We start from the raw sequence: 16,060 nt of genomic DNA on the forward strand, positions 1-16,060 counted from the left end.
ATATAAATTTTGATCAAGCAGGCTTCTTCCGCAACATGCCGGCAATTAAGCCTGTAATAACAGAACCAATAATTATTGCGAGTGCATACAGTAGAATTTTACTGATTCCACCTTCAACGAGTCCCATGACGAAGATTCCTCCGTGTGGTGCGCGTAAGGCGATATCAAATGCCATCGTAAGTGCACCTGCTGTCGCTGCCCCTATTACGGAAGCCGGAATGACACGCAATGGATCAGCTGCTGCAAATGGAATAACACCTTCCGTTATGAAGCAGGCACCGAGCACATACGCCGTTTTCCCTGCTTCACGCTCTGTCTTTGTATAACGATTTTTAAATAACGTTGTCGCGATCGCCATACCAAGCGGTGGTACCATCCCACCTGCCATTACTGCTGCGATAAATTGGAAATTCTGTGCATCTAGCATGGCAATACCGAATGTGTATGCCGCTTTATTGACCGGTCCACCCATATCCACAGCCATCATTCCACCTATAACTAAACCAACTAAAATTTGATTCGTACCGCCCATCCCTTCAAGGAAAGCGGAAAATCCAGTGTATAGCTTGGCCAATTGTGGATTGATAAGCAACATAATTATTCCTGTCGCTGCAATACTGAAAACCGGATAAAACAGCACGGGTTTTAAGCCTTCTAATGAATTAGGTAAACGAGCAAATAATTTCTTAACAAGTAAAGTGATATACCCTGCTAAAAACCCTGCAATAAGACCGCCTAAAAATCCTGAACCGCCACCCACTTCATCTACACCTGAAACCGTGATGGCGATCAGCCCCCCTATCATACCGGGAGCAAAACCAGGTCGATCAGCTATGCTTGAAGCTATGAAGCCAGCCAACACAGGAACCATGAGGAAGAATGCTTTTCCGCCACCTATAGTGTTAAGCATAGCTGCAAAGGCATTATATTCAGGACTGTCTGGATTAGACGATTCGATTCCCCAGAAGAAAGAGAGCGCTATCAAAATCCCACCACCGACAACGAATGGAAGCATATTTGATACACCGTTCATCAAATGCTTATAAAAACCACTCTTCTTGTCACTCGATGAAGTATCTTCCTGACCTTTTTCCAACTCATAAATCGGTGCATCTTTTTTAATCGCTCTATCCAGTAATGCATCCGTTTCATAGATAGCATCTCCGACTTTCGTCTGGATCACATGTTTCCCAGCGAATCGAGCCATTTCCACTTTCGTATCAGCTGCCACAATAATGGCGTCCGCTTCTGCAATTTCTGCATCTGTTAATCTATTTTTCACACCAGATGAACCGTTCGTTTCTACTTTTAATGAAAGGCCACGTTCTTTTGCTCTCTCATTTAATTTTTCAGCAGCCATATACGTATGCGCAATTCCAGTCGGACAAGCCGTAACCGCTAGCAAACGTACGGTAGATTTCTCTTCTTTCGGTGCTTGTACTTCTTCTGTTACTTCATCATCCAATTCCGACTCTTTATCATTGACTGCTTGCAATACGTCCGTTGCTGATTGTGCTGACAAGATTTTTTCACGAAATGAAGTATCCATCAAAAATGTCGCCAGTCTAGACAGTGCATCTAAATGGTCGTCGTTAGCCCCTTCGCTTGCTGCAATCATGAAAAACAAATGTGCCGGTTGGCTGTCAAGCGAGTCGAAGTCTATACCTTCAGTAGAACGCCCAAACGCGATAGCAGGTGTCTGAACAGCAGCTGACTTCGCGTGTGGAATAGCGATTCCTTCACCAATACCCGTCGTACTTTGACTTTCCCGATTCAGAATATCATTGGTGAATTGTTCTTTGTCACGTAATTTCCCTGCATCATGTAACTGCTGAACCAGTTCAGATAAGACCGCATCCTTCGATCTAGACTGCAAATGAAGATTGATTGTATCCTCTGTCAATAATTGTGTGATTTTCATAGAATAGCACCTCTTCCTATAGTTTCGTAATGATCACTTGACTCAATAATGACTCAACATCTTCCTTTTTACATAAATCGGACTGGAAAGCGGTGGCACTTCCGCTAGCAACTCCATATCTGAAAGCATTTCCTGCATGTCCATCTGTAGAGTAGGATGCGATAAAACCTGATACTAGTGAATCCCCCGCACCTACTGAATTGACGAGCTTTCCCTTCGGCGCAGTAGCTGCCAATGTTTCTGTAGCTGATACATAGAGTGCCCCTTCCTTACCCATCGATATCACTACATGTTGAATACCTTCACCTACTAATTTTTTGGCATAACCAACTGCCTCTTGTTTACTATGAATGGTCTTACCAACCAATTCTCCAAGTTCCTGTTCATTCGGCTTGATCAAGAATGGCTTAGTTATTTCCATAATCTGTTTCAATGCAGGTCCTGACGTATCCACTACGAGCCTCACTTTATTTTTTTCACAAAGTGTAGCAAGCTCGGATACGAACGACGAAGGTAAAGAGGCTGGAATTCTACCTGCGATCACTAACCAGTCGTCTTCTGTTAGTCGACTGATTCGTTCAAGAAGCCCCTGAAAATTCTTTTCATTTAAAATTGGACCAGGCCCATTTAATTCCGTTTCTTCAGTCGATTTAATTTTCACATTGATTCGAGTAATATCTGCCGTGCGAATAAAATCGGTTTTTATTCCTTCTTTTTGCAAAAAGTCCTCAATATAGTCTCCTGTGAAACCACCAATGAAACCGCATGCCACTGTTTCTGCACCTAGTCTGTGAACTACCCGTGATACGTTAATACCTTTTCCGCCTGGATAATAATACACTTCATTTGTACGATTCAGTTCTCCACGCTCAAAATTGGATAAATACGCGGTATAGTCTACTGTCGGCATGAATGTACATGTGAAGATCATTTCTGCACCACCTTTACTAACGTTTTTTCTTCCAGTTCATGTAGAATGTCGTCTGGCAATTCATCAATCAGCAAGACTGCCTCTTCTATAGATAAAAATTTAATAAAACTACTTTTTTTCACTTTGGAATGATCCGCCACTATATAAGTAGTTCTGGATTGCTCTGCTGCCAAACTTTTGACAGTTGCCTCATCAGGGTCTGGAGTCGTATACCCATGAACAGGATCCACTCCATTCGTACCTAAAAAACATTTATTGAAATGATATTGTTTCAATGAGTTTCTAGCTTGTTGTCCTACAAGTGCACCTGTTGTAGCTTTGACATAACCTCCTATTAAATAAGAGGAAATGCCTTGCTCAGTTAATGATTCAACATGAGTCAGCCCATTTGTTACAACCGTTATATTACGGTCTTTTAGAAAAGGTATCATTTGAAACGTAGTAGTACCCGCATCTAGATAGATGAAATCCCCTTCTTTGACTATACTTGCTGCCAAGGAAGCAACTTTTACCTTTTCTGAAAAATATTTTTCCGACTTGGCTGAAATGCTTAGTTCTTGCATGTCTCGATCTGGCAACGTGGCTCCGCCGTGAATACGTTGAAGTTTATTGAGCGTTTCAAGTTCAGTTAAATCTCGTCGGATGGTAGATTCAGATGCATCGGTTGCTTCTATTAATTCTGTAATCTTCACTGTTTTATGAGTAGCTAATTTATTCAAAATCAATTCAAATCGTTCATTTGTCAGCATGTGCCCCCCACCTTTTCTATCAATAACACCATATTACTTGAATTATTCAATAAAATCTATCATAATCATTCATAAGCAGTCAAAAACATTCAAAGCAAACTACAGGAGGTTTTCGTAATGATAAAAAAACAATTCGTATTTAGCAATGGTGAAGGTCTTCACGCACGTCCAGCTTCCCAATTGGTCGCTGCCGCCACTCCTTTCAAATCAGAACTTTCACTTGAGTATAAAGAAAAGAAAGTAAACCTAAAATCTATTCTTGGTGTGATGTCACTTGGTGTCGCTGCAGGATCTACAATCACGGTGATTGCGGATGGTGAGGATGAAGGAGAAGCGATGAATAAGCTGGAGGAATTATTACGATCTGAAGGCGCAGAAGACTAATGGAAAAGATCCTTCAGGGCATACCAGCCTCCAATGGTATTTCTATCGCCAAAGCCTTTCGTCTAGAAAATGCTGAGTTGACTGTACTGAAGGAATCCATTTCAGACGTGTCAGCAGAGATAGATCGTCTGCAAAGCGCACTCTCTCATTCCCGATCAGAATTGACGACTATTCAGAGACAGACACAGGAAAAGTTCAGTGAACAGGAAGCAGCTATTTTCAGTGCACATTTACTTGTTCTCGACGATCCAGATTTAAGCGCCGCTATTACAGATACCATTCAGACGCAACACGTAAACGCCGAGTATGCAGTACAAGAGGCAGCAAACTTATACGTTTCAATGTTCGAAGCGATGGATGATCCATATATGAGAGAACGCGCTGCTGATATTCGGGATGTGACGAAACGAATCCTTTCCCATTTGCTCGGAGTCAGCATTCAATCACCCAAAGCTATTACGCAAGAGGTCGTCATCATTGCGGAAGACTTGACGCCTTCTCACACTGTTCAACTGAATCCTGAACTAATTAAAGGTTTCGTGACAGATATTGGGGGTCCTACTTCTCACTCTGCTATTTTAGCGAGAACACTAGAAATTCCAGCTGTTGTTGGAAGTAAAACTGCAATGGCTACGATTCAAAACGGCGAAATCATTATTGTAGACGGGGAAGCTGGGAGAGTTATTGTGAACCCTGACGCAGAAACATTAGTCGCTTATCAAGAAAAACAGCATGCATTTGCTAAACAAAAGGCAGAATGGCAATTACTTGCGAATGAGCCCGCCATTACGCTTGATGGTCATTGCGTTGAATTAGCAGGAAATATTGGGACACCTGACGATGTTGAAAGTGTCTTAAAAAATGGTGGAGAAGCGATTGGTTTATTCCGCACGGAGTTTCTTTACATGGGAAAAGAACAATTCCCAACCGAAGATGGACAGTTCGAAGCCTATAAAAGCGTGCTAGAACAAATGAATGGAAAAGCTACCATTGTCCGGACTCTAGACATTGGTGGTGACAAAGAATTACCTTACTTACAGCTTCCGCATGAAGCCAATCCATTCTTAGGGCTACGTGCTATCCGTCTATGTCTCGATCACGAAGAGATGTTCAGAACACAGTTACGCGCTTTATTGCGTGCCAGTATATATGGAAACTTGCGGATCATGTTTCCGATGATCACAACGATTGATGAATTCAGGCAAGCAAAAGAAATATTCTTAGATGTAAAGCAACAACTCATCAGTGAAAAAATTGACGTGAACGAGACGATTCAACTCGGAATTATGGTTGAAACGCCAGCTGTAGCTATATTGGCTGACATATTTGCAAAGGAAGTAGATTTCTTCTCAATTGGTTCAAATGATTTAATTCAATATACGATGGCTGCTGATCGGATGAATGAACACGTTTCGTACCTCTACCAGCCATATAATCCATCTATTTTACGCTTTATAAAAATGATTATCGATGCAGCTCATAAAGAAGGTAAGATGGTAGGAATGTGTGGAGAAATGGCTCGTGACGAAACGGCAATTCCTATACTACTCGGGATGGGATTGAATGAGTTTTCCATGAGTGCATCCTCGATACTTCGTGCACGTTCACAAATCCAGAAACTATCTAAGGCCACCTTAGAAAATCAGATAGATCATATTCTTTCCCTATCTACCGCGGATGAAGTATTGCACTTCATCAAGAGTTTGGATAGCTAATACTACGTAATGGACCACTCTCTGAATCTAGATGATTCAAAGAGTGGTTTTTAATTTCTCCAACATTTTTCCTCCACACAAATCTCATACGAACTTGCCTCTCTTTTTGTACGCTTAGCCTAATAATTGAAAAGAAAGTGTGTGGATGGTTAGTCGAAATACATCCACTTTATAATTTAATCAGTCAATCTTTAGACAATACAACTTCATTAGGTTGTTACATCATCTCCCAAGCATCAGATATTCATATACTACAAAGAGCGGTGGGAGGTGAATGCTTTGAAAAAAGAAAATAATTGTAAATGTAGAAATCACAAGTACTTTCAGAAGTGCCACACAAAAAAATGTGGTGCCAAATACTGTATCCGTTGTAGAAAAGACTTATGTAATCCGTGCTTCATGGTCCGTTTAGGCGGTTTGCAAGACGGTCTTAACTTCCGTTTGCGCCAAATGGTTTGTTGTGAGGTGGAATTCCAAATGGAAGAAGAAATTGTAAAGGGTACTATTACTTTTGTCGGCTCTAACTTTGTCGAGATATTCGTGAACGGGAAACCAGGCGAATTGCCCGCAGACTGTGGTTGTACTGCTGATAAAAAAGAAAAGAAACGAAAGAAAGAAGATCATCCAATCGGTAATACTTTGATTTTACCAATCGACAGGATTTCACAAATCAAGACCCTAGGATGTTGCCATTCCAAAAACCCATGCAGGTAGTATAGTAATAAAAAATCAGTCCCCAATTATAGGGACTGATTTTTTATTTATCTACCACGATGTAGCCAATATTTCCAATGGCTATGATACTTTTTTCATTATTCAACTTCAGTACAATGGACTCTTTATTCACATCCACTAGTACCCCTTCAATTAGTGACCGTCCCACTCGAACTTTTATAGTTTGCTCTTCAAACAACAGCAGATAGACCGCTAACGGAATTTTGAAGAATAGCTGTATAAGCTCTGGAGAAGAGCCGACGACTTTTCCAAACTGAAATGTTAGCTTCCTACGTAAACGTGGACCGATATTCAGTAAATTGGCCTCCGGCACTAGTTCAGCATAGCAGCCCGAGGATTTAACCGATTCAATCTGTTCATATGGCACGATGATTTTATAATCGTCTCGACTTAACAGGACGAAATCAAATGCCGCCATCACCACTACCCAGAAAGCGTTTCATCTAAAGGATTTATTATCTCTACTTCCAGACCAATCAAACCGTCAAATGCCCGTTGATACGTTTCTTGAACGGATCGGTTATCGTCAAGTGCCAGATCCAGTAATAATCTATTGGCTTCTGCGATTTTCTTGTCTACTTCCTCACGCTTTTCAGGAGGAAGACAGCTTTCTGGAGATGGCAATTCCGGATTCTCTGCCCGGCTAGGACAGCATTTTTTCGGGATGAAAAAATCCTGTTTTTCGATTTGCTTTTCCATTTGCTTTTTCATTTGTTTTTTCTTTATTCTCTTTTTACCCATTTTCACACCCCCGTTCCTTCACAAACTATTGATCTAGTTTTGGGAGATGCTTTTTAAGCTCTTCGAACACCCGCATGATCCCCCACATCCCTTGCTCGATATCCCAGCGAATGTTTCCTGATCGATACATGAAATCGCCCGAGAATCCGTTATAAGCTCCTGCACCGCCAAGCAGTTGCAGGTTTCTTTTAGCACCCGCAACGTTAAATCCGACATATGATTCTGTTCGTGAATAAGTGTCTTTTGAATCAAATCTCCAACGGTGGCCATGAAGGTGGAATGTATGAGATCTTCGTCTCTCAGCCGGTGTCACTAAGCGAATAGTGACCGGATCCCCTACATAGCTTTCGAATACAGGAGTCGAAGGATCCCCAAAAACGTCTGAGCTAAATACATCATGAATTTTTGCGTGCTCTCGATAACGATTAATTAGACGTTCACTTCGATAGTTAAAGCCGCGCGATCCCTGATCATACGTATCAAGCAAATCTTCGTCTACCTCAGGTGGAGCCAGCAATATACCATCCACAGGATCAAAAATGACTTGGTTATTTTTATCAAGCAACCTTACACCGTCATGCATCACAATTACGAACTCCCTAGTATCTGGTAAGTATGGATTCCGCAAAATAACACTTGCTCCGGTCGACGCGGGCTGTAGTGTATACGGATCCAAATATTCCGTCCCTCTAGGCTCAGCAATGAAAGCTCCGAACGCGCCTTGCGAACGGTGGTTGCGAATATCCGCCATATCCCACATGCCGCACACACCGACCGCAGAATCGACATACCAGCGATACGTCCTAGACTCACCTGGACCAACTGTTTGATCGCCATTGAATCCAACTGTCTCTCCTGCAGATGTCTTAACGTCATAATCAAGTAATTGAGCATGAAGTGAGATACGTAAAGATGGTGGATAAAATGCTTGCTCCTTCACAATCGGATACGGATAGATTCCGTCCTTGAATGGAAACAGCTCTGGTTTCAGATAGCTAGTTAACGTAACATCGACAGTATCCCCCACGTTGCCACGTAGGATGAGCGGTACTGGCTCTTTCTTGCCGTTTTGTATAGCCTCCATATCCTCACGCAACGCAAAGATGATGGCATCCGGATCATGATCACCGAACGAGTTATACTTGATCGAGGTTTGAAAGGCTACAACATCGTATTTTCGCAGAGGTCCCTCCACAATCTCTATAGTTGGATCTGCTGCTGATGGCGGTTTGGTACCTGTACATTCTGGCAAAGGTTTTGAACGCTCTTTCGGTTCGGGTCGATCTGGCAGTTTGATTAATTCAGGAACTTTTTCATCGTATGCCCTAATCAGACCCCAGAGTCCATTCCATAAATCCTCTTCCGTTTCAAAAGTCCATAAATAATCACCTGACCGCGGTACATTCATCTCCATCGTAAATGATTCGGATATTCCTATATGCTGCTGGTTTTCCAACCTGGAATTTAGATCTCCGCGCTCATTCGGCCAACGTAGACCATGCACATTAAAACTATGGGATTCTTCCTGTGCCCCTTGTAGCAGCCGGATTCTGATGGAATCTCCCTCATAGGCTTTAAAGATCGGTGTAATAGGATCGCCTTTTACATAAGAACTGAAACTATAGGCGGGATCGCAGTCCTTACCTAAACGGAATTGCAACGGTTCATTTTTATAGTTCACTCCAAACAGTCCTGGATCATCTGGTGAGCCCGGGAATGGCGGAGGTGCTAATGGTTTACCATCTTTGTTGAATAAATGTGTGAAGTCCTGTGCAAATATCGCAAAATCTCTATAATCGGGAATTAGTGGATTGGTAACAGTAATTTCCGTCCCCTGATCCACTTCTTCTCCAGTCGTGGAATCGAAATATTCAGAAAAGCGCGGATGGACGACACCGGAACCGAAGACACCGTGTTGTTGATGGGTTCCCGGGAATAAATGATCATGGAAGAACCATGCTTTAAGCTCAACATCTGCATAATAAGAGTATCGAATCGTTTCACCGGATAGAACGGATGAATCATAGTTCCATCCGACATTCCCACCGTCATTTACGAGTACATCGAACTTCACAAAGTGGATGTGCATACCCGTCTCGTAAGTTCGCGTAACTAGCTGGAATGCGTCACCATCCAGGATATGCGGCAAACGATTTGTGAAATTGATTTCATAGCGCGTATTACTGGATGCATGGATGACGAGCGGTTCGGGCGCTTTCTTTCCTGAACAAATATCGTCCAAATCTTCATCAAGTACAAATATCCGTCCAGTCGGATCATGCCAACCTTCTCGGTTATAAATAAGTGGAATCTCAATTAAGGAGATATTGAACTCCTTTACAGGTACACCTTCAGGACACGGGTCGGTAAAAACTGCACCCGGCCTAGGATTTGCGATTGCAGCATTTCTCTCAAGTTCAGTCAACCCCCTACCTCCAACAATACCCATCGGTGGACGAGGTGCTTTCATACCGACTTTTCCAGGAATGAAATTTGGGAATCCAGGTTTCTGTTTAGTTGGTTTTGGCGGCGCCGGTCTATCCGGTAATGGCTTAAGTGCCTTGATCGGAACACCATTCGGATAGCACTGGTTGCCGTCTTGAAGTGAATTGAAGACACGATTCATCCCCCACATCCCTGCTACGAAATGCGGATAGAGATGACAGTGGATGACAGCATCACCGAAAGAGCCATGCAAGCTGCCAAGACCGTATAGTGGCTGAATCGTGTAATGACTTTGCGGACTAATGGCCTGAGCATCAAAAATTTCAGAAGCCAAATCACTCGGATCACTGAACCATTGGTGGACGTGATAGTGGAATACATGCGTTTCTTTCACGCCGCCATGAAATAGTCGGATTTTTGCAGGGTCCCCGACATACCCCCGCAGAATCGGAGTCGATGGGTCTCCGAATACCCATGAATCATGGTGTACTTCTTCTCCCTCACAGTTTGGACAGACGACGCCTTCTGCGACTAATTGTTCTCGTCTGTTTTCTGGCTCATAGCGGTAATTAGCGCCATGGAATGACTCTACTTCTTGATTGGTGAAATGATTGATTGGCGTATTACCAGTTAAATCATCTACTTCCATTTCATCTGTAAACATCCATACATACTCACGAAACGAAGGCAATAAAGGATGATGGACATCCGCATATTGTCCGCTGTTTATTGGCTTGCCTGTTTCAGGATCGGTCCACCAAGAGAAACGACTTTGTACACATAATCCTCCGACAAGACCGTTGGAGTTAGAACCGTTTTGGTCACTCGAGACATTTCCTAGATCAGAGAAGTAATAATTTCCTTCTTTCATTAAATGCAGCTTATATAAGATTTTTTCACATGGCGCTACAGTCGTTTCCTTATTGAATCCAACATTCGCTCCATCCGATTGGCATACATCGTATTCTGCTTCCTGAAAATGCATACCTGCATGGAATGGGAGTTTATTTTCAAACAGTATTTCCACGACATCTCCTTTATTGGCCCGGATAAAGAGCGGTTGAACGAGATCAACAGGCATAAGGATTTTTCTTTACGAGTTGCTTCACTTTTTCTTCGTTTTCCTTCAATACATACATCATGCCATTCGGATTGTGATCCCCATATGTGTTCAGGACAATCCGTATAGGAATGGCTACTACGTGGTAGCGTCTTTTCACTCACTTCACCTCATCTTCTACTCTTTTAATTCCGGGATTGGAACTCCATTTTCTGTTTCGATATAGAACACTTCAATGGTGTCTATATGAACAAACCATGTTTTCCCTTCCAATGCCGGGATAGATGTTGTCTGAACATTTATTTCCACAATATCATCCACTACACTAATAATTTCCCCTATGAACATAAACGGAAAGGCTTCCGTCAGGATCAATACCCTTTTACCTATGTTCTGGCTAAAGTGGACAATGATTCCTTCTTCCCGAACAATATTGATTGGCTGACATTCATTTTGCTGCGTCATGCATTCAACTCCTTTTTAAGTTAACGGAAAGACCAGATCGCAAGGTACTTCTGTCGTAAATGACACGATTTTCTCCAAAGGTATACTCAGTGGTGTCGGGAACTTATAAAAAGGAGCATTTCCCATTTTGACTGTGACAGGCGTTAAGGTTAGATGCCCTACACCCACTTCAGAAACTGTACCGCAAAAAATTGGACGGAATACTTGGCCTAGTATATTAAGCTGCACTGCCTTTGTAATGATAAGAACTTCCTGATCTATCAATCCTGAGAAATCATGAGATTGAATCTTTTTTTTATTTTTCATTCTTTCTGCCTCCTCTTACTTTTCCACCAAATGATTGGAGCAACGTTCTCATCTCCCTTTTCCAAAAGGAAACTAGTGAGAGAGTAGATACAATGCGAATTTCCACTAAAGGAATCTTGCGTACTGCGCCGAAGCTCGTAAGCAGTAACTCGCTCTTTGTCGTATTCATGATCTTTCCGCTTACGGTTTCATTACTCAAAACGGCTTCCACTCTCATACCTTTCCAAGAAAGAAAGTTCGTCCGAAAAGATTCTTCAAAAAACTGTTGGACGAGTGCTTCTCTTTTGTTAACCGTCTCACCAAATCGAAGTGTAAGATTTTTTTGCAACTGATTATCATACAGGTGATGCTGATGCGTATTGGAATAGGAAGGAAAACCAAATGGGATATTTGCTGTTTCAATATACGTGTAGGGAATCCATATTCGTTTCTGTAGATTCGTCAGCATGACAAAATCTCTACCAATCGCTGCGACTTTTCCCTCTGTTTCCAGACAACTGTCCACCTCGCCAAATGATGAAATGACGACTTGCTGGTTTCGTTTGCTTTTGAAGAATTTTTTGAGTGTCAATGATTTCCTGAGAGGCTCATGAATCTTTGCTATCTTAAATAAATTTTTCTGACCAATATAATCTGTTAAGACTCTCGTTTGTTCATCAGGCTCATTACTTGTCGGCGAGGAAAAAGCGGGATTTCTACTAGCTTCCTTTATGAAGATCACCTCCTTACTATCATTCGAAAAGTAACGCTAGAACTATTTGATAAGTTGTTGTAAATGATTAGCGATTTCTTCAATTGCTACGTTATTTTTCCCTGTTGCCATATTATGATGAGCTCTTACCAAATCCTGATCATCGACAATATACATAGACGTCGAGTGGGTAACGAATCCATCTTCATTCCTGTCGTAATAGAAATTTAGGTATTTTGAAAACTCTTTAGTCGTTTCTTCTGTACCTCTAAAGAACAACCAGTTAGGGTCTTCGATAGTAAATAGTTCTTTATAACGTACTATTTTCTCTTTCGTATCATATTCAGGATCTACCGTGATAGCTATGATGAAGTACTCATCTTGAGAGATTCCCCTACCTTCCATTACCTTCTGCAAGGCTGTCAGATCCCACATAGTAGTCGGACAAACATCGGGACACTTGGTGTAGAAAAATGTGATAAGCTTCGGTTTGCCCTGGAAGTTTGTCTCGTTCCCGCCCACTTCGGTAAACGGCCATTCCGTTACTTCCCCAATTTTCGGTAGTTCCACTGCCTTTGACCACACGGCGTATATAATCCCGAAAAAGATTGGCAACATCAATATGATGATGAACTTTTTCACTACTGTTCTCCTCTCCTGCCCAAATGATCTTCACCCTCTCATAGAACGGCGGATGAAGAAACAAACCAACGAATGAGAAAAGGCTATAAATATAGTGATGGTGAAAAGATTACTCGCAATCATTGAATTAGAATCAAGGGGTATATTGCAAAGTGCAGGATTTTTCAGCACTGCACCTAGCATCATACCCATTACGCCTCCTATCGCGCCGTTATATAGACCATTTAATGAAGCTGGTGCTTTAATAAGCGAGCCGAATTGCCAACCGATAAACACTCCTAGAAATACGGGCAATAAATAAGTAGCGATTTGATCTTCCGGTAACAATAATTCGAAGTACAATGCTGTTGCGAAGGAAGAAATGGACGCAATTGCCATACAAATCGTTTTTGTGAATCGGTCTTCAAACAACAGTCTTTTCTTCCTCACTACTCGATAGTTGATTAGTATTTCACCAACACACCACATCAACAGCAAAATTATAAGTAGCATAGCCCCCTTCACGCCCTTTTAATAGAAATGAACAATACACCTAAACTACCGATGAAGAAAGCATGTAGAAACCAGACAAATAGCATTTGCATCTCCAAAACCGTGCCAATCATTGGTGCCATCAGCCCGACAATCAGACCATTTGTCAATCCAGTCACAAACGTCTGATAATCAATCAACAAGCCAAACCAAGCTCCAACTGCTCCTCCGATAATTGCCGAGAGTAATGTAATATACGTAAAGTGAAACGGCATATGCGTGATAAGCATGATTCCAAATAACAATGCGGCCATACCGCCCATAACCATGCTCATATTCATACCTAAATGAAAACCAATCAATTTCCTCATTTTTCGGATGTACATATAAAAGCCAATGATCAAACAGATGTCTGCATACAATAAAAACAGCAAGATCGACTGTTCCATAGGTCACCTCGAAATAGCATATGGAAGAATTGAGACAAATGTAACTTGTCTGTAAAATATTAGGGGGGAATTGGGCTGCATCCTTTTAATTCCACTATTTAGTAAACAATAAGCGAAGATTTCACTGCCGCTTACTCATCACACAAATATCATGCGAACTCGCTTCACGTTTGGTACACTTAGAGATGTAGTAATTTTAATAAGGGAAGTGTTTTTATGGTTGGACGTAACGATCCATGTCCATGTGGCAGTGGCAAGAAATATAAAAAGTGCTGTGAACGAAAAGAAGCTGTGACAGTTGAGGATTTGTTGACAGATGAAATGGAGCACTTATTGCAAACGTTTTATGATATTCATCCCCAGCGACCAGATATACCTGCGTTCGTGGAATTTGCAAATACATGGAAATCTTCATTGAATAGCTATTTACCACAAGAAATGATTGAAACGATTGCTCTTGATGAATTCTTCTTCCATCAACGGAGAGATATTTGGGACGACTATGTGGCAAAGCAGAAGAAAAAACATATTCGCCCATCCATTCTAGAATTGCTTGATAGATGGTCAGAGCCGCGGGTATTTGTCGGTGAAGTAACTGCTGTCGGAGATACATATTTAACAGCTACAAGTATTCTTGGTGATGAAACGATTAACTTGTGGAAAGAAAGCGATAAACCTGTTCCCGTTGGCGTACACTTCTATTGCTTCATACTTTCCGATGGGACGTCTGAAGGTAATTATCTAGCAGTCTCAAGTTTGATTTTCTTCCCGATTGATCATTCGGAAGCAATCAAACAGTTTGCTAAAACACTTGCAGATACAGAGAATCCTTCACTAAAAGACTCCATCATGAAATTCTGGATTGCACTTGGTGAAAGTGGCTATACCGGAGATGAGTTTACCGAATTTGAAGCAGGCGTTATAGAGTCGGCTGGCGAATTTTTAAAGCAACATGACCGAGAATCTAACGCTTTGCTTGAAGTACTTGAAGACTTCTTAGTAGATGAGCAGCCGAAAGCGCGTAAGAAACTAGCGATCGCGGCGGGTGCAATCCGTTATGGACAAGACAATAATTATTACGAACCACTTGACATGACATTAAAAGAGATCGCTGAAGCATTCGATGTTTCCACGTCTTCGATGAGTAAATATGCGAAGGATTTAGCAGAATATGCTAGCGTCAAAAATTAATTGATATGAGGAGTAACGAACATGGTAATATCACATTCCCGCTTAACAGATGCATGGGAAGCGTATCAAGATGTAGATTTGCACGGTAAACAAGTTCTATCAAGCATAGAATTCACGACGACCTATTTATGCAATATGCGTTGTGAACATTGCGCGGTTGGATACATGCTACAACCGAAAGATCCACAAGCATTACCAATCGAGCTGTTGTTGCAGAGGTTGGATGAGATCCCCCACTTGCGGACAATTAGCTTGACTGGTGGAGAACCGATGTTCTCGAAGAAGTCCGTAGAGCAGTATGTCGTACCATTATTGCAGTATGCACATGCGCGCGGGATCCAGACGCAGATGAATTCAAACCTAACTATGCCAATCGAACGTTATGAATTAATCGCACCGTATTTGAATGTACTGCATATTTCACATAACTGGGGTACAGTGGATGATTTCATCGATGGTGGATTCGCTCGGATGGAACGCAAGCCGCCACGTGAACGTCGTGCAGCACAATTCGGACGAATGATTGAAAACAGTCGCGCGTTGTCTGAAATGGGTGTTATGGTGTCAGCGGAAACGATGCTGAACCGCCGAACATTGCCTCATTTACAGACGATCCACGAACAAATCGTCCATGAAATGAAATGCGGACGCCATGAAATACATCCTATGTATCCTAGCGATTTCGCTTCTTCATTGGATGTGCTAACTTTAGATGAAACACGCACAGCAATGTTCGATTTGCTATCATACCGTGATCCACAAACTTGGATGCTGTTTGGAACATTGCCATTTTATAATTGCAGTAACGACGCGAGAGACCAAGAATTATTTGCGAAACTTGCAGCAAGTGAAAATGTCACTGTACGAAATGATCCAGATGGACGTTCCCGGTTAAATGTCAATATGTTTACCGGTGATGTGATCGTGACAGATTTCGGAGATGTTCCCCCACTCGGTAATATTCAAACCGATCATTTGACTGATCTATACGATAAATGGCAACTACATCCGCTAGCGAAAAGCGTAAGCTGTCACTGCCCTGCGGTTCGTTGTCTTGGACCCAATTTACTCGTGAAAGATGCCTATTATCCAGATGTAGATTTTTTGAAGCGAGAGCAAAGATAAGGAAGACGAAAAAACCACGTATGACTCATAGTTGAGTCC

16 protein-coding genes and 1 pseudogene are annotated in these 16,060 nt (G+C 41.9%); 5 read left to right on the forward strand and 12 right to left on the reverse strand.

Going from position 1 to position 16,060, the window contains the following annotated elements:
* Positions 1-13: 13 nt before the first annotated feature.
* From CSV74_RS10610 to CSV74_RS10620, 3 genes are read right to left on the reverse strand one after another with little or no spacing between them, the layout of a single operon-like run.
* The gene (locus CSV74_RS10610; RefSeq protein ID WP_099691626.1) at positions 14-1,921 is read right to left on the reverse strand and encodes a PTS fructose transporter subunit IIABC; all 1,908 of its coding nucleotides are present in this window, start codon (positions 1,919-1,921) and stop codon (positions 14-16) included.
* A 16-nt stretch (positions 1,922-1,937) separates the two neighbouring features.
* Positions 1,938-2,852 carry a 1-phosphofructokinase gene (gene pfkB, locus CSV74_RS10615; protein WP_099691627.1) on the reverse strand — a complete coding sequence of 305 codons (915 nt, stop codon included), beginning with the start codon at positions 2,850-2,852 and terminating at the stop codon, positions 1,938-1,940.
* Positions 2,849-3,601: a DeoR/GlpR family DNA-binding transcription regulator gene (locus CSV74_RS10620; protein ID WP_083032551.1), complete on the reverse strand. Its 753-nt coding sequence runs from the start codon at positions 3,599-3,601 to the stop codon at positions 2,849-2,851. Before CSV74_RS10620 ends, pfkB begins: the two co-directional genes overlap by 4 nt.
* A 117-nt stretch (positions 3,602-3,718) precedes the next feature.
* On the opposite strand from CSV74_RS10620, the gene CSV74_RS10625 reads away from it, so the two are divergent.
* From CSV74_RS10625 to CSV74_RS10635, 3 genes are all read left to right on the forward strand, one after another.
* On the forward strand, positions 3,719-3,985 hold the full coding sequence (locus CSV74_RS10625; protein WP_083032553.1) for an HPr family phosphocarrier protein: 267 nt from the start codon (positions 3,719-3,721) through the stop codon (positions 3,983-3,985).
* Positions 3,985-5,700 (forward strand): phosphoenolpyruvate--protein phosphotransferase, encoded by a 1,716-nt coding sequence (ptsP, locus tag CSV74_RS10630; protein ID WP_099691628.1) that lies wholly within the window; start codon positions 3,985-3,987, stop codon positions 5,698-5,700. The genes CSV74_RS10625 and ptsP overlap by 1 nt, the downstream gene beginning before the upstream one ends.
* A 477-nt stretch (positions 5,701-6,177) precedes the next feature.
* Positions 6,178-6,414 carry a hypothetical protein gene (locus CSV74_RS10635; protein WP_099691629.1) on the forward strand — a complete coding sequence of 79 codons (237 nt, stop codon included), beginning with the start codon at positions 6,178-6,180 and terminating at the stop codon, positions 6,412-6,414.
* Between the two features lie 43 nt (positions 6,415-6,457).
* Here the strand turns inward: CSV74_RS10635 and CSV74_RS10640 are convergent, their stop codons facing one another.
* From CSV74_RS10640 to CSV74_RS10680, 9 genes and pseudogenes are all read right to left on the reverse strand, one after another.
* The gene (locus CSV74_RS10640) at positions 6,458-6,853 is read right to left on the reverse strand and encodes a hypothetical protein (RefSeq protein ID WP_099691630.1); all 396 of its coding nucleotides are present in this window, start codon (positions 6,851-6,853) and stop codon (positions 6,458-6,460) included.
* A 5-nt stretch (positions 6,854-6,858) separates the two neighbouring features.
* Positions 6,859-7,176: a hypothetical protein gene (locus tag CSV74_RS10645; RefSeq protein WP_099691631.1), complete on the reverse strand. Its 318-nt coding sequence runs from the start codon at positions 7,174-7,176 to the stop codon at positions 6,859-6,861.
* A gap of 25 nt (positions 7,177-7,201) precedes the next feature.
* Positions 7,202-10,841, reverse strand: a pseudogene (locus CSV74_RS10650) (copper oxidase).
* A 17-nt stretch (positions 10,842-10,858) separates the two neighbouring features.
* Positions 10,859-11,146 carry a hypothetical protein gene (locus CSV74_RS10655; RefSeq protein ID WP_099691632.1) on the reverse strand — a complete coding sequence of 96 codons (288 nt, stop codon included), beginning with the start codon at positions 11,144-11,146 and terminating at the stop codon, positions 10,859-10,861.
* A gap of 15 nt (positions 11,147-11,161) precedes the next feature.
* Entirely contained in the window at positions 11,162-11,452 is a 291-nt protein-coding gene (locus CSV74_RS10660) for a hypothetical protein (RefSeq protein WP_099691633.1), read from the reverse strand.
* Entirely contained in the window at positions 11,442-12,173 is a 732-nt protein-coding gene (locus CSV74_RS10665) for a hypothetical protein (RefSeq protein ID WP_099691634.1), read from the reverse strand. The genes CSV74_RS10660 and CSV74_RS10665 overlap by 11 nt, the downstream gene beginning before the upstream one ends.
* A 33-nt stretch (positions 12,174-12,206) precedes the next feature.
* On the reverse strand, positions 12,207-12,785 hold the full coding sequence (locus CSV74_RS10670) for an SCO family protein (protein ID WP_099691635.1): 579 nt from the start codon (positions 12,783-12,785) through the stop codon (positions 12,207-12,209).
* A 30-nt stretch (positions 12,786-12,815) separates the two neighbouring features.
* Positions 12,816-13,277, reverse strand: coding sequence for a hypothetical protein (locus CSV74_RS10675; protein ID WP_099691636.1), 462 nt, complete (start codon positions 13,275-13,277; stop codon positions 12,816-12,818).
* A gap of 8 nt (positions 13,278-13,285) precedes the next feature.
* Positions 13,286-13,705, reverse strand: a complete 420-nt coding sequence (locus CSV74_RS10680) for a hypothetical protein (RefSeq protein WP_029052769.1) — start codon at positions 13,703-13,705, stop codon at positions 13,286-13,288.
* Between the two features lie 216 nt (positions 13,706-13,921).
* Here CSV74_RS10680 and CSV74_RS10685 point away from each other — a divergent pair, with 216 nt between their 5' ends.
* Together CSV74_RS10685 and yfkAB are read left to right on the forward strand one after the other, a co-directional pair.
* Complete coding sequence (locus CSV74_RS10685) at positions 13,922-14,896, forward strand: SEC-C metal-binding domain-containing protein (protein WP_099691637.1); 975 nt, start codon at positions 13,922-13,924, stop codon at positions 14,894-14,896.
* A gap of 21 nt (positions 14,897-14,917) precedes the next feature.
* Complete coding sequence (yfkAB, locus tag CSV74_RS10690) at positions 14,918-16,021, forward strand: radical SAM/CxCxxxxC motif protein YfkAB (protein ID WP_099691638.1); 1,104 nt, start codon at positions 14,918-14,920, stop codon at positions 16,019-16,021.
* Positions 16,022-16,060: the final 39 nt, after the last annotated feature.

Source organism: Sporosarcina sp. P19, assembly GCF_002743165.1.
GTDB classification, from domain to species: domain Bacteria; phylum Bacillota; class Bacilli; order Bacillales_A; family Planococcaceae; genus Sporosarcina; species Sporosarcina ureae.